This is a genomic window from Mariniflexile gromovii (genome assembly GCF_017814435.1).
GTDB classification, from domain to species: domain Bacteria; phylum Bacteroidota; class Bacteroidia; order Flavobacteriales; family Flavobacteriaceae; genus Mariniflexile; species Mariniflexile gromovii.
The window spans coordinates 1-18,644 of sequence record NZ_JAGJCB010000031.1 but is presented as its reverse complement, the minus strand read 5'-3'; the positions used below and the strand labels follow the sequence as shown (position 1 = coordinate 18,644).

Annotated in this window: 16 protein-coding genes; 8 read left to right on the top strand and 8 right to left on the bottom strand. The window is 36.1% G+C overall.

Annotated features, from left to right (window positions below; all coding sequences use genetic code 11):
- Positions 1-356 precede the first annotated feature (356 nt).
- Both J8H85_RS18290 and J8H85_RS18285 read right to left on the bottom strand, forming a co-directional pair.
- The gene (locus tag J8H85_RS18290) at positions 357-1,472 is read right to left on the bottom strand and encodes a T9SS type A sorting domain-containing protein (RefSeq protein WP_209657080.1); all 1,116 of its coding nucleotides are present in this window, start codon (positions 1,470-1,472) and stop codon (positions 357-359) included.
- A gap of 20 nt (positions 1,473-1,492) precedes the next feature.
- Entirely contained in the window at positions 1,493-2,767 is a 1,275-nt protein-coding gene (locus tag J8H85_RS18285) for a hypothetical protein (RefSeq protein ID WP_209657078.1), read from the bottom strand.
- 107 nt (positions 2,768-2,874) lie between these two features.
- Here J8H85_RS18285 and J8H85_RS18280 point away from each other — a divergent pair, with 107 nt between their 5' ends.
- On the top strand, positions 2,875-3,351 hold the full coding sequence (locus J8H85_RS18280) for a regulatory protein RecX (RefSeq protein WP_209657076.1): 477 nt from the start codon (positions 2,875-2,877) through the stop codon (positions 3,349-3,351).
- Between the two features lie 289 nt (positions 3,352-3,640).
- Here J8H85_RS18280 and J8H85_RS18275 read toward each other — a convergent pair whose 3' ends face one another.
- Together J8H85_RS18275 and J8H85_RS18270 are read right to left on the bottom strand one after the other, a co-directional pair.
- Entirely contained in the window at positions 3,641-3,937 is a 297-nt protein-coding gene (locus tag J8H85_RS18275) for a thioredoxin family protein (protein ID WP_209657074.1), read from the bottom strand.
- Positions 3,938-4,068: 131 nt separating this feature from the next.
- Positions 4,069-5,304, bottom strand: coding sequence for a metallophosphoesterase (locus tag J8H85_RS18270; RefSeq protein WP_209657072.1), 1,236 nt, complete (start codon positions 5,302-5,304; stop codon positions 4,069-4,071).
- 282 nt (positions 5,305-5,586) lie between these two features.
- Between J8H85_RS18270 and polA the strand changes: the two genes are divergently transcribed.
- The 4 genes from polA (at position 5,587) to J8H85_RS18250 (ending at position 9,656) form a co-directional block, all read left to right on the top strand.
- Positions 5,587-8,436 (top strand): DNA polymerase I, encoded by a 2,850-nt coding sequence (gene polA, locus J8H85_RS18265; protein ID WP_209657069.1) that lies wholly within the window; start codon positions 5,587-5,589, stop codon positions 8,434-8,436.
- A gap of 18 nt (positions 8,437-8,454) precedes the next feature.
- Positions 8,455-8,649, top strand: a complete 195-nt coding sequence (locus tag J8H85_RS19125) for a DUF1801 domain-containing protein (RefSeq protein ID WP_317195028.1) — start codon at positions 8,455-8,457, stop codon at positions 8,647-8,649.
- A gap of 175 nt (positions 8,650-8,824) precedes the next feature.
- Positions 8,825-9,181, top strand: coding sequence for a bleomycin resistance protein (locus J8H85_RS18255; protein ID WP_209657067.1), 357 nt, complete (start codon positions 8,825-8,827; stop codon positions 9,179-9,181).
- Between the two features lie 109 nt (positions 9,182-9,290).
- Positions 9,291-9,656 carry an endonuclease domain-containing protein gene (locus J8H85_RS18250; RefSeq protein ID WP_209657066.1) on the top strand — a complete coding sequence of 122 codons (366 nt, stop codon included), beginning with the start codon at positions 9,291-9,293 and terminating at the stop codon, positions 9,654-9,656.
- Between the two features lie 334 nt (positions 9,657-9,990).
- Here J8H85_RS18250 and J8H85_RS18245 read toward each other — a convergent pair whose 3' ends face one another.
- Positions 9,991-11,940 (bottom strand): YgiQ family radical SAM protein, encoded by a 1,950-nt coding sequence (locus tag J8H85_RS18245; protein WP_209657064.1) that lies wholly within the window; start codon positions 11,938-11,940, stop codon positions 9,991-9,993.
- A 138-nt stretch (positions 11,941-12,078) separates the two neighbouring features.
- Here J8H85_RS18245 and J8H85_RS19080 point away from each other — a divergent pair, with 138 nt between their 5' ends.
- Positions 12,079-12,612 carry an IS110 family transposase gene (locus J8H85_RS19080; protein WP_317195029.1) on the top strand — a complete coding sequence of 178 codons (534 nt, stop codon included), beginning with the start codon at positions 12,079-12,081 and terminating at the stop codon, positions 12,610-12,612.
- Between the two features lie 105 nt (positions 12,613-12,717).
- Here the strand turns inward: J8H85_RS19080 and J8H85_RS18235 are convergent, their stop codons facing one another.
- From J8H85_RS18235 to J8H85_RS18225, 3 genes are all read right to left on the bottom strand, one after another.
- Positions 12,718-13,209, bottom strand: coding sequence for a DUF6646 family protein (locus J8H85_RS18235; protein ID WP_209657060.1), 492 nt, complete (start codon positions 13,207-13,209; stop codon positions 12,718-12,720).
- A gap of 159 nt (positions 13,210-13,368) precedes the next feature.
- Entirely contained in the window at positions 13,369-14,229 is an 861-nt protein-coding gene (locus tag J8H85_RS18230) for a cupin-like domain-containing protein (protein ID WP_209657058.1), read from the bottom strand.
- A 296-nt stretch (positions 14,230-14,525) separates the two neighbouring features.
- Entirely contained in the window at positions 14,526-16,358 is a 1,833-nt protein-coding gene (locus tag J8H85_RS18225; RefSeq protein ID WP_209657056.1) for a TonB-dependent receptor plug domain-containing protein, read from the bottom strand.
- A 78-nt stretch (positions 16,359-16,436) separates the two neighbouring features.
- Here J8H85_RS18225 and J8H85_RS18220 point away from each other — a divergent pair, with 78 nt between their 5' ends.
- Positions 16,437-17,936, top strand: a complete 1,500-nt coding sequence (locus tag J8H85_RS18220; protein ID WP_209657054.1) for an aminotransferase-like domain-containing protein — start codon at positions 16,437-16,439, stop codon at positions 17,934-17,936.
- A 109-nt stretch (positions 17,937-18,045) separates the two neighbouring features.
- On the top strand, positions 18,046-18,483 hold the full coding sequence (locus J8H85_RS18215; RefSeq protein WP_209657053.1) for a DUF3157 family protein: 438 nt from the start codon (positions 18,046-18,048) through the stop codon (positions 18,481-18,483).
- Positions 18,484-18,644 lie beyond the last annotated feature (161 nt).

Sequence of the window (18,644 nt, the reverse complement as noted above, 5' to 3'; positions counted from 1 at the left end):
GATGAAAGGGAAGTAAAGTCTAAATCACATATTGAACATTAAAATTCAGAGCCTGTCTTAGTTCACTTTATTTCCTTTCTCTTTCTTAAATTTATAAAAACAAATCTAAAGGAGCTTGTCGAAGTGCAACTTTAAAAAGTCTTCGACAAGCTCAGACTGACATTTTGGAACTAATTGGTTTTTGTTTTCCATAAGAAAAACGGTGTTATAATCAACTTCTGAATTAGGCCCAAGGGTTATAACTACAGACAGATTGCTTCGTGCCTCGCAATGACGTACAAATAAAAAACCACTACTACACGAAGTTTTTAAACTGTTCATGCCGTAGTGGTAATGTTAAGTTTTTTTTAAAAGCCTTATTTCTTAAAGGCCTTTTTAGTAATTACGGCACCGTTTGATAATGCTACTTTTGCAATAAATACGCTATTGTTTAGGTTTGAAAGTTTATAGGTTTCCGATGTAGATTCACCTTTAAAACTATATAACTGTCTGCCTAACATATCAAAAATTTGAACCGATTTAATACTTAAATTATTGGTACTGTTAAACTGTACATTATCGTTGTCCAACTCCACAATTTTAAGTGTGTGTTTGCTTGAAATGATGTCTTCAACCGATAAGGCTTGGTTGCTAAAAGCAATTTCAAAACGGTTGTTAAACTCGCCAACGGCCGATGTAAATGTATAATCGGAAGCCGATAAATTATGCGTTTTATTAAGTAAGTTATCTTTTAACAATATCACATTGCTATTTAAAAAATCACCGTACATATGGTCTATGGATATGGTATATAAGGTGGCGACCTTAATGGATGTTTTAAACGAAAGTTTAATAATTTCGTTTTCATTGATGCTGTTGGCATCTTTACCTTGTATCACAAACTTTTTGTTTGAACCTTCAATAAGCCAAGATAAAGTTGCGGGCGTTTCAGAAGCAGCTCTGGGAGCATCATAAGCGGTTACATCATAACCATCGGTAGCGCCTTCAACATAACCCACTAAAATTTGGCCAAACACACCATTATCAGATGTTAAGTTTACCCATAATTTATTGGCAGTTGCCGTATTCGTTTTTCCTTTTGAATTCGTGTTTTTGAAAAACAGGTTATTATCGGTTGCTCCTTTTACACGCATAGCATTTGTAAAAGTGGCAGTTCCAGCAGTATGGGCAGAAACAAAAAAGCCTTGTCCAGATGGAATGTATTCTGTTGGTGTAACGCCTGCACCACCTACTGTACCTCCAAGTCCAATGGCATACGGTGCATAATCATTTAAATTAAAGTTTAAATTTTGGTTTCCAAGATTGCCTGAACTTGGTGGTGAACCTTGCGACCAGAAATACGCAAAACCATTTATAACACCAGAATTAGCTGCGTAAAAGTCATCAAAATTGATGGCACAAGGGTATGGATTTCCAATAAAATTCCATTTTTCACCAGGGTTAGTAGGGTCAAAGGTAATAGGAACAGGCACATTACCCGTATTAAATTTACCTACAAAGGTGCGGTACCAGTACTTCCTGGGGTAAAGCTGCGAGCCTCGGTAATTGCAAATCCAACACCAGGTGTCATAGCGTTGGTTCCATTGCTTACTAAAGAATATTGCCAATCATTACCATTATCATCAACATCATCAGGATTACCATTAGTAGTACCATTAGTATGTTCATCTTTAAAATTATTGGCATTAAACCAAAAACGTCTATCGCCATCTACATTAGGAAAAACACCGTTAGTAGTTGCATTTTCAACAGGCGAGCTCCAATAAGTGTAATAATACCATTTGGCTTTGGTAGGTGTAATTTTATTAACGGAAGCCGTACCAGAACCTATTAAATTAAAGCTACCAGCATCATCATTTTGTATAAAGGCGCCTTGAGTTTGTACTTCTATAGTTCCGTTTACATTTACATCATTTTCAACTTCAACAAAAGTACCATTGGAAACTGTTAAAGTTGCACCTGCATTAACAGTTAAACTACAACCGGTAATATCACCAGAACTTGTATCATAATCATCATTAATAACTACAGCTTTTGATAAGCTGTTTGGCAAGCCATTGGACCAAGCACCTGATGTCCATGTTGTATTAGTAGGGCATAAAGAACAAGAAAAAACACAGTCACCTAAGGTTTGCAATACGTTGTCATCACCGTTCCAATTAGTTGCATCACTTACTGAAGCTAAAATTGCTGAAGCACTACTTGTTGTAGAACAGTTATAAGTGCCATTATCTATGTTTCCAATATTAACAGCATTAACTCCATTAGTTAATCCTGTTGGTACGGCACTATTATTTGAGGTTGTAGCACTTGGCACCCAACCAGTATTATTACCAAATTGTATGGCGTATAAAAATTGAGGCGAAGTTGACAGACCTTGATATGCCAATATTTGATCACCTAAAGAAGATAATTGGAATTGATTGCTGTCGGTTACTGTTCCTATTGATGCAGAAAATGGGTTTTGTAAGTCAGTTATTATAATTTGAGTGCCACAAGACAAATCACTTGATGCTGTCCATGTAATTGTACCTTCATTCGCTCTAAAATTACCTGAACTTTGCCAACCGTTATCAGTAAAATTTATTTGGGTTCCGCTTACAACATCCTTTAACAAAACAAAAGAAAACTGGTCTGGATTATCAGAGTTAACACCAGTTATGGCAATATCTCCAGCAGCTAAAGTCGTCTGTCCAAACCCAAAATTTACCGCACAAAAAAGGGCGATGAAAAAAGAGAATGCATTAGTGAGAGTAATTTTTTTCATAATTGTTAAGTTTAAAAGTGTACTTCCCTTTCGAGTTGTACTGTTAGATTTGGTTTTTATTTTTTTTTACTGATAGTTTCTGTATCAATTGTTATTTTTGGGGTACCATGCAGCAAACCAAAAAAACATATACCTTACAAGAAGCTACCAAAAAACTGGAGCATTATTGTGCGTACCAAGAACGTTGCCATAAAGAAGTTGCACAGAAACTTACAGGTATGCACATGATACCTGAAGCGATAGATGTAATAATAGTACACCTGTTACAGCATAACTTTCTAAACGAAGAACGTTTTGCCAAAACATTTGTAAGCGGTAAGTTTAAATTTAAGGCTTGGGGCCGTAGTCGATTAACTTATGAGCTTAAGAAAAAAGACATAAGCAAAGTTAATATAAATCAGGCACTTGCGACGATATCAGAAGAGGAGTACAACGAGTATTTCAATTATTTAGCCGAAAAAAAAGCGAATTCTATTAAAGAGCCCAACGTTTTTAAGAAAAAAAAGAAATTTGTTGATTACTTTTTATACCGTGGTTGGGAAAGCTATTTGGTGTATGATAAAGCGAATGAACTTATAAAATAAGCCATCATCCTGAACTTCTTTCAGGGTCGCATAGAGTGGATTGTTTTTTTGTGTGATTCTGAAACAAGTTCAGAATGGCCGAAATAATCTCAATATTTGAAACGCGTCATTACGAGGAGTGCGCGACGAAGTAATCTTATTAATAGGAGTTAAAATATTGTAAACTAAACGATAAACAGATTGCTTCGTGCACAATGACTTTTTAAAAAGATATAGCGGAAAGCCTGACCTGACCTTTAGGGAACGCCCAAAAAAATACAAAAAAAAGAGATTTCTGCCTCCGCAGGAATTAAACGTACTTCTGAATGATGCTAATAAGTGTATTGGCATCTTGCTCGCCACTTTGGCGCCATTTCATTTCGCCATCTTTATAAATAATCAATGTTGGCAGTGTTTTTACGCGCAAGGCTTCTGCAAGTTCTTGGTTTTTTTCAACATCAATTTTAATCACTTTAGCTTTATCACCAAGTGCTGCAACCACATCTCTTAAAACAGCATGCATTGCAGTGGACTGGTCATTCCAATCTGTAAAAAACTCTAACAAAACAGGAATTTCTACATCAATTAGTTCCCCAAATTTTGACATACTCTATTGTTTATTAGTCAAATGTACTTATACAAACCTACGCATTTTTTCGAAAATATCAATAAACACAATGTTTATAATGTATTATCATAAAAATAAGGAATTACTTTGTATAATAAAAATATAAAATACTAAGCTGTGGCTGTGCCTTTCTTAAGCTCAATTACCGTTATTTCTGGCCATATACCAACACGTCCTGGAAAGGCTAAATACCCAAACCCGCGGTTTACATTAATGTATTGCCCCATTTCTTTATAAATACCTGCCCAATGTTTGTAACGCCATTTTGCAGGGCTCCATTTAAACCACCCGGGTATTTCTATTCCAAACTGCATCCCATGTGTATGCCCGCTTAAGGTTAAATGGTAATGATAGTCATCTGTAATCACCTTTTTTGCCCAATGTGTTGGGTCGTGGCTCATTAATATTTTAAAATCGTTTGCGTGTATGTTTTGCGATGCTTTCTTTAAATCTCCCGCTTGTTTAAAACCACCTGTTCCCCAATTCTCAACACCAATCAAAGCTATTTTTTCACCATTTTTTTCTAAATAGCGATGCTCATTTAATAATAAATTGAAGCCTATTTGTTTTTGAATAGCTTTTAAATCTTCTAAATTTTGAAGTTTTGCAGCTTCTGAATCCCAAGGGGCATAATCACCATAATCATGGTTTCCTAATATTGAAAATTTGCCATCTTTAGCGTGAAGCTTATTAAAAACCTCTATATAAGGTAACATTTCATCGGCTCTATTATTTACCATATCGCCTGTAAACAAAATGACATCACTTTGCTGTTCGTTTACTAAGTTTACGGCGTATTTCACTTTTTCAATATCATCAAAACTGCCTGAATGGATATCGCTTAACTGGGTTATTTTATAGCCATCAAATGCGTGTGGTAAATCTTCAAAGGTCAACGTATATTTTAAAACTTTAAAATTGTATTTTCCTTTATAAATACCAAAAATAATGGACGCTAAAGGAATGGCTGCTATGCCTAAAGTAATGTTGCTAACAAATTGTCTGCGGGATGGAAAATAGTTTCCTTTTGCAGCGTCGCCTTCAGTAAAATAACGGTAAATAGCATGTGGTAGCCTAAAAATATCTTCGGCAAACATACCCAACAAGAGTATCATTTTCGGAATTACAAGAGCCAGTAAAAACCCAAAAGCAAAGGCGTGTGCATGGTTTAAGCCGTCACTTTTATTAGTTCCGTAGTAATGGTATATAAAATTACCAACAACCACTAAGGATATCAACCAATATAAAATATGAATCCAACTGTTTTTTGTGATTGTTTTAACGGCTTGAAAAGCATATATATCTATAATGATGAAAATGACTAAAAAGAAAACCCAACGGAGCATAAATTTCGAATTAATTTGTAAAGTTACTCATTTCACTTTTTTATTTTCTTAGGAAACTGTTAAACGTTTGATTCATTCTTTATTATACTCAAGGTTAGAAATTTTCTACTTAATAATTCATCAATCACAGGCCTCGAAACACTAAATCAAAAATACTTTTCGTAGTTTTGGTTTCTTGTCTGTTCGAGCGCAGTCGAGAACTTATTTAACTTTAAAATATTAAAAAACCTTTGGACTGCGCTCGAGGTGACAAGATAGTTTCATCTTAATTTATCAATAACAATGTCCGATCAAAAACGTCTTTTTTTAGTTGATGCTTATGCTTTAATTTTCCGTGGTTATTATGCCTTTATAAAAAATCCTCGAATCAATTCTAAAGGTTTGGATACTTCGGCTATTATGGGCTTTATGAATTCCCTTTTAGATGTTATAAAACGAGAACGTCCAGACCATTTGGCTGTTTGTTTTGATAAAGGCGGGAGTGCCGATAGGGTTGAAATGTTTGAAGCCTATAAAGCAAATAGAGATGAAACTCCAGAAGGTATTAAAACTGCCATTCCACATATTTGTGAAATTCTCAAAGCCATGCATATCCCCATTATGGTTAAGGATGGCTATGAAGCTGATGATGTTATAGGTACTTTATCGCGACAAGCCGAAAAAGAAGGTTACAAAACCTATATGGTTACGCCCGATAAGGATTTTGCACAATTGGTCACCGAAAATATTTTTATATACCGTCCCGTTTTTGGTGGTGGTTACGAAACTTGGGGCATTGAAGAAGTTAAGAAAAAATTTGAAGTTGAAAACCCGCTGCAAGTCATTGACTTTTTAGGTATGATGGGCGATTCCAGCGATAACATTCCAGGACTTCCAGGAGTAGGCGAAAAAACAGCTAAGAAACTTTTAGCTGAATACGGCAGCATGGAAAACCTTTTGGCCAATACCCACGAGTTAAAAGGTAAAATGAAAGAGAAAATTGAAGGCGCTAAAGAATTAGGGTTGCTTTCCAAAAAATTGGCGACCATCATGCTGGATGTACCAGTAACTTTCCATGCCAAGGATTTTGAATTGGACCAACCCGATTTACCCAAAGTAACCGAAATTTTTCAAGAATTGGAATTTAGACAACTGCTTGCCAATTTTGAAAAAACATTTGCGGTTGAAGCTACATCTTCTGAAACTACTTCAGCTTCAAACACAACAGAATTAAAAGCAACACCTAAAGAAACAGCTTCGGCAGGCGCAGGACAATTTTCATTGTTTGGTGGTGATATTTCTACTTCTAAAGAAACAGAAACCATTTCTGAATTCACCCGAAAGACAGCCGAAACAACCTCGCATTTTTACCAAAGTGTCGCCTCTGGTATGGCAACCAAACTGTTTATTAAAAACTTAATGAACCAAACGTCGGTATGTTTTGATACGGAGACTACCGATATTAATCCCCTTGTAGCAGAATTGGTTGGTATTGCTTTTTCTTGGGAAGTTGGCAAAGGGTTTTATTTGCCTTTTCCTGAAAACAAAGAGGAAGCACAGGAACTTATAGAGCAATTGCGTCCGTTTTTCGAAAATGAAAGCATTCAAAAAATTGGTCAGAATTTAAAATATGATATTAAGGTTTTGGCAAAATACCATGTGGAGGTAAAAGGCAAACTGTTCGATACCATGTTGGCACATTATTTAATCAACCCCGATATGCGCCACAATATGGATGTGCTGGCTGAAACTTATTTGAATTACACACCCATTTCCATTGAAAACTTAATAGGTAAAAAAGGAAAAAATCAGTTATCGATGCGCGATGTTCCTTTAGAAAAGCAAACCGAATATGCTGTTGAAGATGCCGATATTACCCTTCAACTAAAAGAACATTTTGAAAAAGAATTGGGCGAAGCCAATACCCAAAAACTGTTTGACGATATAGAAATTCCGTTACTTCGTGTTTTGGCTGCTATGGAATTGGAAGGCATTAATTTAGATGAAAAGTTCCTAAATTCACTTTCAGAACAACTTGAAAACGACATCAAAGACTTAGAAACTAAAATATACGCCGAAGCTGGTGAAACATTCAACATTGCATCGCCAAAACAGCTAGGCGATATTTTGTTCGATAAATTAAAATTGGTGGATAAACCAAAGAAAACCAAAACGGGTCAATACGCCACATCGGAAGATATTTTGAGTTATTTGGCAAAAGACCACGCCATCATTCAGCATATTTTAGATTTTAGAGGTTTATCAAAACTAAAAAGCACTTATGTAGATGCTTTGCCAACCCAGGTAGAACCATCAACTGGCAGAGTGCATACCGATTATATGCAAACTGTTGCCGCCACTGGGCGACTTTCAAGCAACAACCCGAACCTTCAAAATATCCCTATTCGTACCGAACGCGGAAGACAGGTTAGAAAAGCATTCATTCCGCGAAGCGAAGACTATATTTTACTAGCTGCCGATTACTCGCAAATTGAACTGCGTATTATTGCGGCTTTAAGTAAGGAAGAAACCATGATCAACGCTTTTAAAAATGGCGAAGACATTCATGCCTCCACAGCTTCAAAAGTATTTAATGTGCCTATTGAAGAAGTAACGCGCGAACAACGTAGCAATGCAAAAACCGTAAATTTCGGAATTATTTATGGTGTTTCGGCTTTCGGGTTAAGCAATCAAACCGATTTAAGCAGAAGCGAATCCAAAGAATTGATAGACACGTATTACGCTACCTACCCAAAATTACGCAATTATATGAGCGAGTTGGTCGATTTTGCGCGCGATAATGGCTATGTGCAAACCGTTTTGGGGCGTCGTCGTTATTTAAACGATATCAATTCCAGAAATGCGGTGGTTCGTGGTGCTGCCGAGCGTAATGCGGTTAACGCACCCATACAGGGTAGTGCCGCCGACATTATAAAAATAGCCATGATTAACATTTACGAGAAACTTCAAACGGGTAATTTCAAAACAAAAATGCTGTTGCAAGTGCATGATGAGTTGGTTTTTGATGTGTACAAACCCGAATTGGAAACCATTAAAACCCTTGTAAAAACGGAGATGGAAAACGCTTATAAACTGGAAGTTCCTTTGGATGTTGAATTAGGCATTGGAAATGATTGGTTGGAGGCGCACTAATAATTAATGCAGAAGGGAATGAAATCAGATTTCAGAAACGTTGAGGTATACATAAATACTTTTCCAAATGAGGTGCAGGAAAAACTGAATACCCTCAGAAAGATCATTTTTGAAAATGCTCCTAAAGCCATTGAAAGTATTTCGTATGGCATGCCTGCCTATAAAATCCATAAAAACCCCTGGTTTATTTTGCTGGTTATAAAAATCATATAGGTTTCTATGCATCACCAACAGGACATGAAGCTTTTGCCAAAGAATTGAGTGTATTTAAACAAGGGAAAGGCTCGGTTCAGTTTCCTATGAATGCATCTTTGCCTATCGATTTAATTACCAGAATTGTAAAGTTTAGAGTCGAAGAGAATAATGAAAAGTTTAACTCGATGTAACTATGTTAACCAACATCCATCCTAAGCTTCCAATGCGAAACAAAGCAGTCACTAAAGACTATTATATAAACAAATTAGGTTTTAAGGTGTTTGGAAGTGCCGATTTCGAAGGTTATTTAATGGTTCAAAAAGATCATATTCAAATCCATTTTTTCGAATACAAAGCACTTGACCCTAAAGAAAATTTTGGGCAAATTTACATTCGAACCAATGCCATTGATACGCTTTACAATTCATTTTTAGAAAAGGGAATAAGCATCCATCCTGCTGGATATTTGCAAATAAAACCTTGGGGACAAAAAGAGTTTTCGTTACTTGATCCAGACAATAACCTAATAACATTTGGAGAAGCTATTTAAAAGGTTATAAAGTCCTAAATTCTTATACTATTTTATAAGCTAAAATTGTTAACGAAACCAATATCCCCTTGAGGGGATTATAGGGATGTCTCAAAACAAAGCATAATGCATGAGAAACAAAATAATTCCATACAACCCTGAATTAAAACTATTAGCAAGACAGCTGCGAAAAAACAGCACGCTTCCGGAAGTTTTGTTATGGCAAAACATAAAGCAGCGAGGTTATGGCGTTCAATTTCATAGGCAAGTACCTATGCTAAATTATATAGTAGATTTTTATTGTCATGAAATTGGTTTAGCTATTGAAATTGATGGAGTTACACATGAATATGCTTATTTATATGATAGCAAAAGGCAAGGCGAATTGGAAGTTTATGGTGTTACTTTTTTAAGGTTTTCAAATGAAGAAGTTAAAAAGAATATGTTTAGCGTTTTGTTGGTTATTGAGGAAACTGTAAGAAGATTACAGGAATAGTTTTAAAATTATAGTGCTTAAAAAACACCCCTAGAGTCCCCTCGAGGGGACAATCCAAACCAACAAACTCTACACTAAAAACAAGCATTCAGTTGCCTAACCATAGTATATCCCTAAAATTAATCTCTAAACATTAAAACAAAATCTATTAAAAGGACATCATTAAAATGAAAAAATGAGAATTTTCAAGTTTTTTAAAACTTACTAGAATTTAATGACATGAAGCTTAACGCCAACAAATATCCCCTTGAGGATTATCGAAATGAAAATATATTTTCATTGAAGATAGCGAGCATAGCTCAATAGGGGTGTTTAATTTCATAAGAAAAGCAAACTACCGCTTCTTCTTACTCCTAAACTTAGCCTTATTTTTTCGTTGGTTAAAAGGGATAGCATCATCAAAGGTGTGTTTTGCTTCACCACTTGGTTTATTTTTACGCCATTTATCATTTTCAGGTAATAACACATTCAATAAATCTTGACGACCTAATTTGTTTAAGGTTTTACGTATCCAATCTTTATTTTCATTTTTATACCAAAAGAAAAAACGATGTTGCTCATCTTTTTCTTTTTGTGTTTTGGGCGTATTTACTTTTTTAAGCGTATATGGGTGGTAACCACTATAATAAATAACCGTAGCCACCGTCATAGGTGTTGGTGTAAACCCTTGAACTTGCTCTAACTGGAAGCCCATATCTTTGGTTTCGGCAGCAAGATTCGCCATATCTTCAGCTTCACAGGCAGGGTGGTTAGATATAAAATAAGGAATCAACTGCAAGTTTAAACCTTTCTTAATATTAATCTTATCAAAACGTTCCTTAAACTTATGGAAATAAGAAAATGAGGGTTTCCGCATCAACTTCAAAACAGGGTCGCTGGTATGTTCTGGTGCTACTTTTAAGCGTCCAGAAATATGCTTTGTCATCACCTCTTCGGTATAATCATCCAACTCTTTAGGGTCGGCATTTTTATTGAATTCTGGCACCAACATATCATGACGAATACCACTTCCAATAAACGATTTCTTAATTTTCGGGTGACTATCAACCGCACGATATAATTCGGTTAAAGGTTTGTGCGATGTATCAAGGTTGCTACAAATAACAGGCGAAATACATGAAGGTGCTACACACTTATCGCATATAGCTTGTACTTTTCCCTTCATTTTATACATGTTAGCACTAGGGCCACCAATATCGCTTAAATAACCTTTAAAATCGGGCATGTTTGCTACGGTGTCCACTTCGCGTAATACAGATTCTTGACTTCTACTTGCAATAAATTTACCCTGATGAGCCGAAATAGTGCAAAAACTACAGCCACCAAAACACCCACGGTGGATGTTGATGGAAAACTTAATCATTTCATAAGCAGGGATGGGTCCGCGCTTATTATATTTTGGATGAGGTAACCTTGTGTAGGGCAAATCAAAAGAAGCATCAATTTCATCTTCCGTCATGGTTGGGTATGGCGGATTGATCATCAACGTCTTAGTTCCAACTTTTTGAAAAATACGTCTTGCAGCCAGTTTGTTGCTCTCTTGTTCTATGGTTTTAAAGTTAGAAGCATAGGCTTTTTTGTCTTGCAAACATTTTTCATGCGAAACAATTTCCACATCTTCCCAATTACTGTTTTTTGGTATATCTTCTTCGTTGTCCAACAAAATAGCGGTTTGTAGTACCGTATTTATATTTTTAAAAGGCACGCCTTTTTGTAACAATCGAACCACTTCGCGCAAAGGCTGTTCGCCCATGCCATATACCAACATATCTGCCTTCGAACTTTCTAAAATAGTAGGCATCAGCTTATCGCTCCAATAATCGTAATGTGTTACACGACGTAACGATGCTTCAATACCTCCAATTAAAATAGGCACATCGGGCCATTTTTCTTTTAAAATGTTCGAATACACCGTAGTAGCATAATCGGGTCTAAAACCAGTATCGCCATTAGGGGTGTAGGCATCTTTATCACGCTTCTTTTTGCTTGCTGTGTAGTTGCTAATCATGGGGTCCATACAACCACCGGTAACTCCAAAAAATAATTTAGGAGCACCCATTTTCACAAAATCCTGAAGATTATCATTCACATTAGGCTGTGGCACAATGGCAACACGCAAGCCATAACTTTCTAAAATACGGCCAATAACCGCAGGTCCAAACGAGGGATGATCCACATAGGCATCACCACTAAACAGAATAACGTCTAGCGCATCCCAACCGCGTATTTTCACCTCTTTGTTTGTGGTAGGCAACCAATCTGAAAGTTTTAACTCTTGCTTCACGATGCAAAAATACACAAAAATCGGTTCATAAATATAATATACGCTTTTATCACTATAATAGGATTTATATTTTGGGAGTTACCCAAGGGTCGGGCTATCCGTTACAATCTTTTGGTTTTGCCATTCCTCCGAAGGAAGGTGCCTAATTTTAAATCAAGGTTTACATGGGAGTTTGTCGCTATAACGAATAAAACCAAAAGGATTTCCACTTCTATCCCTAACTCGCCTGTCTCCAAAGGCATTTCTATTATTAGCGTAAACCAAGAGTTAAACCATCAGTATAGACTAATCACCAGTATCAAAGGCATAGGGAGCCAAACAGTTCTATTTATGACTACATCCACAAATGGCTTTACCAAATTTAAAACTTGGAGAAAATTTGCCGCATATTGTGGTATAGCACCATTCCCGAATTCTTCTGTAACAAGTATTAGAGGAAAAACAAAAGTGAGCAATCTAGCTAATAAAAAAATAAAATCGTTATTCAATTTATGTGCTAAGTCCGCAATACAGAATAATCCAGAAATGAAATTATACTATTGCAGAAGGGTTGAAAATGGCAAGAATAAAATGAGCACAATCAATATTATAAGATGTAAATTATTGGCTAGGGTCTTTGCTACTGTTAAAAGACAACCGCCCTATGTAGATACTTTTAGATTTAAGACTTAAAAAAAATGTAAAGCAACTTGGTAGGGTCATACAATACGCAATGACACAAAGAAAAGGCGAAAAACCTAAATTTTCCGCCTTTGTATATTATTATAAAGGGTCTTTTTACAAATTAAAACAAGCACCTAGGTTCACTGTAAATTGGTTGTGCAATTTCTCGCCAGCATCCAAAATATCGGTATTGTATTTAGCAAGAGGTACGTTAAACTCGGTATAAACACCAAAACCATCTGAGAAAAAGTAACGCGCCCCTAAATGGCCACCAAAGTTTTTAAGGCTTAAGTTTAAACCTGGGTACACATCAAAATTATCATCTACATTAATGACGTTTCCTAAATTGGCATTAAAGCGTACTTTCGCATCAAAACGGTCGCCAAAACTAGCAGAAATATCGTTGGCAAGACCTAAAGCATATGATGATGATACACCAACCGATATGTTTTCGCCCAAACCATAATCGAAACTTATGTTAATACCCGTAGCATTGTCTTGTAAATTGGTTCCTAATTGAAGTTTGTTATCATTAGTGCCAGTAAAAGCTTGTGAATTACCAAGAGCTACACTAAAAATAGTTACTAAGAAGATTAATTTTCGCATGATTTTTGTTTAAATTTTAGTGGGACAAAGATATATAAGTTATTGTAAAAAACAGTTTTATTTACCCATGGGATGTAATTTTTTTTACAACCAATGTGATGCCTATGGGTATGTGTATTTAGATGAAATACAGCGTGTTTTATCTAAGTGGTTGTTTCTTTATAAATTCTTGTGGGTTTTAATAATGGCTTGTTGGTTTTTCCAATCTATCCATTTTTGACCTTGTATGCGGCGCATGGCATTATCAAAATTGCGCATAACCACAATGTTGTAAATGGCTTTACTAAAGTTTTTGGGGTTACGGGCAATGGCGCGCAAACTCATGGAAAACCCGGGCGTTATGTAGCGCATGTAGTGCCAATAGCCTTCGGGCATATACAGCACCTCGCCATGGTTTAGTGTGGTTTGGTAGCCTTGGGCGTTTTTAAGCATTGGCCATTTTTCAAAATCGGGGTTGGCAAAATCGATGTCCTCGCGGGTTATAAGCGCATGCGGTACTTTGTACAGATATTTGTTCTGTTTTTGGTCGAACAGAATAATTTGTTTTTGCCCTTCAAAATGAAAATGGAAAATATTGGCTAAATCTATATCGTAATGCATAAAAGTATACGAATCGCAACCGCCAAAAAACAACATGGGGAGTCCTTTTAAGAGGCGTAAACCAAAATCGGGAAACGAAAAATCTTTTTGCAATTGTGGTATTTCCTTAATGGCGTTCCATAAAAAAATACGGTATTTGGTGGGTTTACGCTTTAGCAAATCAATATAATCGGCCAATTTCATTTTAGCGTGTGGTTGGTTAAAACCATCTTTGTAATCTACCGGTCTATCGTCGTAAAGCGGTATAGTAATATCGCCGCCAACGCTTTTCATATAGTCTAAACTCCACTTATGGTAAGCAGGCCAGTTTTCAATAAAACGCTCAATAACCACAGGTTTTTGCGGTTTAAAGTAGTGTTTTAAAAAATCCTCTTTCGTAATTGTTTTTACACGAGGGATATCTAGTAAGTTCAACGACAAGGCTTATTTAATTTAGTGTGTTCAAAGTTAATGAAACGTAGTGGAATTAGAAATAGTATTTTACGGGAATTACCCTATGGGCTGAATTTGTAGTTTGCCTTGGTTAATATGAAAGTTTATGCTTCTGTATGCGTTCGTGTGTGATACGGGTTTTCCAAATGCTGCGCTAAAGTAAGTAAGTCTTCACAATTATTAATTAAAACAGGAGGGAACTATGAAGCGTTGGAAAATAATTAGACCCCACAGGTTTTAAAAACTTGTGAGGCCTACATGCACTAATTGAAATTAGGGAGAAATTAGTTAAAATGGTATCTCATACCAAATAATACATTGCTAGGTGGCATGGGAACAAAACCGGCTTCAATATAATCGGTATCAAAAATATTGCTTGCTGTAATGGTAAATTCTAATTGTTTTAGGTTTAAAGCTATGGAAGCATCCCACACATTATAGCTATGGCCAGTGGTGCGTTGTGCATGTTTGTATATGATATTCTGACTCACATTTTTACATAGTTGTGTGCTTAAACGCGTGGTGAAATGGTGTTTAAGTGTGTTTAGTGAGTAACGGGATAGTTCTTTGTTTTGGTTTAAAATATCATCTTCTAAAAAGTTATAACCCACCGCCAATGTTTGGTTAAAACCATTTAGTTTGAAATTGTAAGCAGCATCAACCTCAAAACCTTTGGTGTTAACTTCGGTTATGTTGGTAGCTGTATAAATGGTTTCTGTGGTGTTTGGTCTTATAAAATCAATTAAGTTTTGCGCATCTCGGTTGTATAAGGCTAGGGAAGCTGTAAACCTTGGAGAGAAATATTTTATACCAATTTCTTGAGCAAAAGCTTCTTCAACTTCTAAATTGGGGTTTCCTGCAGTACTGGAATCGTTATAATATAAATCGGTATAGGTTGGAATTCTGTAGGTGTATCCAATATTTCCATAGGCTTTTAATTGGTCGGTTATTCTGTAACCTAAATCGATACCAGGAAAAGCATAAAAATCAAAATCTGAGAAATAAGTTACGGCAACCCCTGGTGTAAGGTCTAATTTATCATCAAAAATTTTAAATTCATGTTCTAAAAACAGCGTGGTCATAAACCTGTTGCGATCTCCCAAGTTGTTACTGGTTATATAAACTTTAGAGATATCGATGCCAAAACCTGTGATACCCACTGAAGATGTGTAATTGGCATTAACCTCTGCACCAATTTTATTGGTAATGTGCAAGTTTCTATAAGCCGGAGGGTTATTTCTTATGTACAAATATTCATCTTGGTTTCGTTTCCAGTAAACACGTGGTGTAAAGCTTAGGTTTCCAGAATTGAATTTAGTAGAGAATGCCATTAAACTGTTTTGGGTTTCTTCGTATTGTTCGGTAGCGCTTGCTCGGGCGTAAAACCCGTTGGCACCAAACTTACGTTCTTGAAACGTGGTAATCATTTCAATGGCTTGTTTGTTCTGGTTGAAAATACTTTTTAGAAAATAATTGCTATTGTCATAATCGGTATTGTGGCGATACCCGGCGGAAGTCATTTTATCTACGTGCACAATATGTGATGAGTTTTCCAGTTGCGCCCCTACGGTAACCCCTGCGTTTAATTGCCCGAACGAACCTGTTTCCGCAGTTGCAGAAACCGTATTGTTCAATTCTTTTTTAGTAACGATATTGATGGCGCCGTTAAAAGCATTTTGCCCAAACACTCGGGCTGCAGGTCCTTTTATAATTTCAATACGTTCAATAACATCTAGTGGTAAAGCGGCATTCATGGTGTGGTGTCCAGTTTGTGCGTCGTCCATTTTTATACCATCAATAAGTAATAAGGTTTGGTCGAAACTACCCCCGCGAATGTATAAATCGGCTTGACTTCCTGCCGTACCACGACGTCTTACATCAATACCGGCTACTTGTTGGAGTAAATCGGCAATATTATTGGTGGCACTGTTTTTTATGTCTTCAGAAGAAATGATGGAAATGGTCCTGGAGTTTTCTTTGAAGGGTAAATTGATACGGGTAGAGTTAACAGTAACTTCACCAAGCGCTGTGGTATCTTGCTGTTTAGTTGGTTGGTTTTGAGCGTGTATGCCAATGGAAATTAAGATAATGAAAGCAAAAAAATAGTTCTTTTTCATATTAACTAATTAAGTGTGTTTTTTACGCTGCAAAATTCTTAACTTTCTGGACTAGTTAAGTAGTCCAGTTTTAAAATAATGAATAGTCCGGTTAGTACACTTTTAAAGCAATTAATTCATCTTGATAAATCGAGCACAACACCCATTTACATTCAAGCGGCGCAACAAATTATAAATGCCATACAGCGCAGGTATTTAACCGAGGGCGATTGGCTACCCGGAACCCGCACCTTTAGTGAGCTTTTTAGCATTAACAGAAATACGGTGGTAGCTATTTACGATGAATTGGCATCGCAAGGTTGGGTTGAAATTGTACCCAATAAAGGCACCTGTATTTTGTTTCCAGAACAAAAAACAGCGGCTATTAAGGCGACTTCGCAACGCATAGACCAAGTGAATGACTATGCTAAAACAACAGGATTTCCTTTTCGAACCTCGTTTAATTTAGCCTCTACGCATGAAAATAGTGATAAAAAATACCGTGTAAACGATGGGCAACCCGATTTAAGGTTGCATCCCACCCATCAATTTTCAAAATGGTACAGTGCCTCCATGAAACGGAAATCGTTAATCCCAAAATGGAACCAAACCTACGCATCTTCTAATTCAACTTTTGAAATTCAATTGTGCAATTATTTAAATGCAACGCGTGGTTTTCATATGAAGCCGCATAATTTAATGAGCACCCGTAGTATAGAAATGAGTTTGTATATTGTTTCGCAGGTGCTGTTACAACCCAATGATATTGTTTTGGTGGGCGATTTAAGCAACTATGCCGCCAATATGATTTTCCAACAATCGGGCGCTGCCATTAAAACCATACCCATAGACGATGAGGGTATTGATGTGGAATATATTAGAACCCATTTTATAAAACATGCCATTCGGTGTGTGTATGTGTGCGCGCATCGGCATTATCCAACCACAAAATCGCTTAGTGCCGAACGCCGTTTGCAATTAATGGAACTTGCCAAAGAATACCAATTTGCTATTATTGAAGATGATTTTGATTACGATTTTCAGTTCGATGGTTCTGCTATGTTGCCCATGGCTAGCTCCGATGCCAATGGGGTTATTATCTATTTAGGGAAACTGGGGCAATCGTTGTTCCCAAGCTTTCAAACAGGATTTGTGATAGCACCCGAAAATTTAATTTTAGAAGCTAAAAATTATTTAAGAATACTGGACAGCCAAGGCGATTTAATTCAAGAACAAATGCTTTCAGAGCTAATTTATGAAGGCGAAATACACCGTTTGATAAAGAAAAACATCATTATTTATAAAGAACGACGCGATTTTTTATGCGAATGCCTTCACAAACATTTTATACAGGAAATATTTTGGGACAAACCTTCAGGTGGTTTAGCATTGTGGCTGCGTTTTGATCCAAAAATATCGTTGGTTAAGTTGGCATATTATGCTGAACAGTTAGATTTATTTCTTCCAAAAACCATTCTGTATCAAGATAAAAATACCTGTGCCATCCGTTTTGGGTTTGGCGATTTAAATGAAGAGGAAATCGAAATAATAGTAAAGAAATTGAGGCATGCTTATGATTTGGTTTTAAGTAGTTCGTAGTAAGTATTATTTATTATTTTAAAGGTTAAATGAAGCATATTTTAGAATATGTAGAAGACTAGTTTCATATGAAACCGTATTTTTGTAATTCACAAAATATTATTTAGCTATGAAAAAGTGTCTGTTTCTTCTCTTATTTTTTATCTCATGCATCGGTTTTTCGCAAAACAACCACATTGTAAAAACCGAAGACGGTAGGCGTGTTTGGTTAAAAGCCGATTTTACTTGGGAATATATTGATGCTGAAATCCCAAAAGAAAACGTTACGAAAGCACCAATAAAAAAAGACAAGTGTAAATTAGCCGACGGTTTTATAGAACCAGAATTGGATAATAAAATTCAATCACAATTAAAAAAAGGGCGAGCCACTATAGATCATGTAAAAGCAAAAGTTGCTAAAGACTATAATTGTAAGGTAGAAGACGTTATTTTATTATCATTTACAGAGCAAAAAGTAAAAGCGGTCTATCATTTTTGCGCCAACGGAACCAAAGTAACTTACAAGCGTAACGGACATGCCATTATAGAAAGCGGGAAGTTTTTTTAATGGAAAGGAGGCTGTCTGAAAAGTGTATGATGTTCACTTTGTCATATTGATTTCTATGATAAAACCAAATTATTTTTATAAATAGTTTGGTTTTTTATTACAGCAAAAATACGGTGAATGATTTTATTTCTCACGGCGTTTAACACAGACATTTTATTTTT

What these genes read in the sequence shown, in the direction of transcription:
- J8H85_RS18285 (WP_209657078.1), bottom strand. Translation starts at nt 2,767, where the DNA reads ATGAAAAAAATTACTCTCACTAATGCATTCTCTTTTTTCATCGCCCTT.
- J8H85_RS18280 (WP_209657076.1), top strand. Translation starts at nt 2,875, where the DNA reads ATGCAGCAAACCAAAAAAACATATACCTTACAAGAAGCTACCAAAAAA.
- J8H85_RS18275 (WP_209657074.1), bottom strand. Translation starts at nt 3,937, where the DNA reads ATGTCAAAATTTGGGGAACTAATTGATGTAGAAATTCCTGTTTTGTTA.
- J8H85_RS18270 (WP_209657072.1), bottom strand. Translation starts at nt 5,304, where the DNA reads ATGCTCCGTTGGGTTTTCTTTTTAGTCATTTTCATCATTATAGATATA.
- polA (WP_209657069.1), top strand. Translation starts at nt 5,587, where the DNA reads ATGTCCGATCAAAAACGTCTTTTTTTAGTTGATGCTTATGCTTTAATT.
- J8H85_RS19125 (WP_317195028.1), top strand. Translation starts at nt 8,455, where the DNA reads ATGAAATCAGATTTCAGAAACGTTGAGGTATACATAAATACTTTTCCA.
- J8H85_RS18255 (WP_209657067.1), top strand. Translation starts at nt 8,825, where the DNA reads ATGTTAACCAACATCCATCCTAAGCTTCCAATGCGAAACAAAGCAGTC.
- J8H85_RS18250 (WP_209657066.1), top strand. Translation starts at nt 9,291, where the DNA reads ATGAGAAACAAAATAATTCCATACAACCCTGAATTAAAACTATTAGCA.
- J8H85_RS18235 (WP_209657060.1), bottom strand. Translation starts at nt 13,209, where the DNA reads ATGCGAAAATTAATCTTCTTAGTAACTATTTTTAGTGTAGCTCTTGGT.
- J8H85_RS18225 (WP_209657056.1), bottom strand. Translation starts at nt 16,358, where the DNA reads ATGAAAAAGAACTATTTTTTTGCTTTCATTATCTTAATTTCCATTGGC.
- J8H85_RS18220 (WP_209657054.1), top strand. Translation starts at nt 16,437, where the DNA reads ATGAATAGTCCGGTTAGTACACTTTTAAAGCAATTAATTCATCTTGAT.
- J8H85_RS18215 (WP_209657053.1), top strand. Translation starts at nt 18,046, where the DNA reads ATGAAAAAGTGTCTGTTTCTTCTCTTATTTTTTATCTCATGCATCGGT.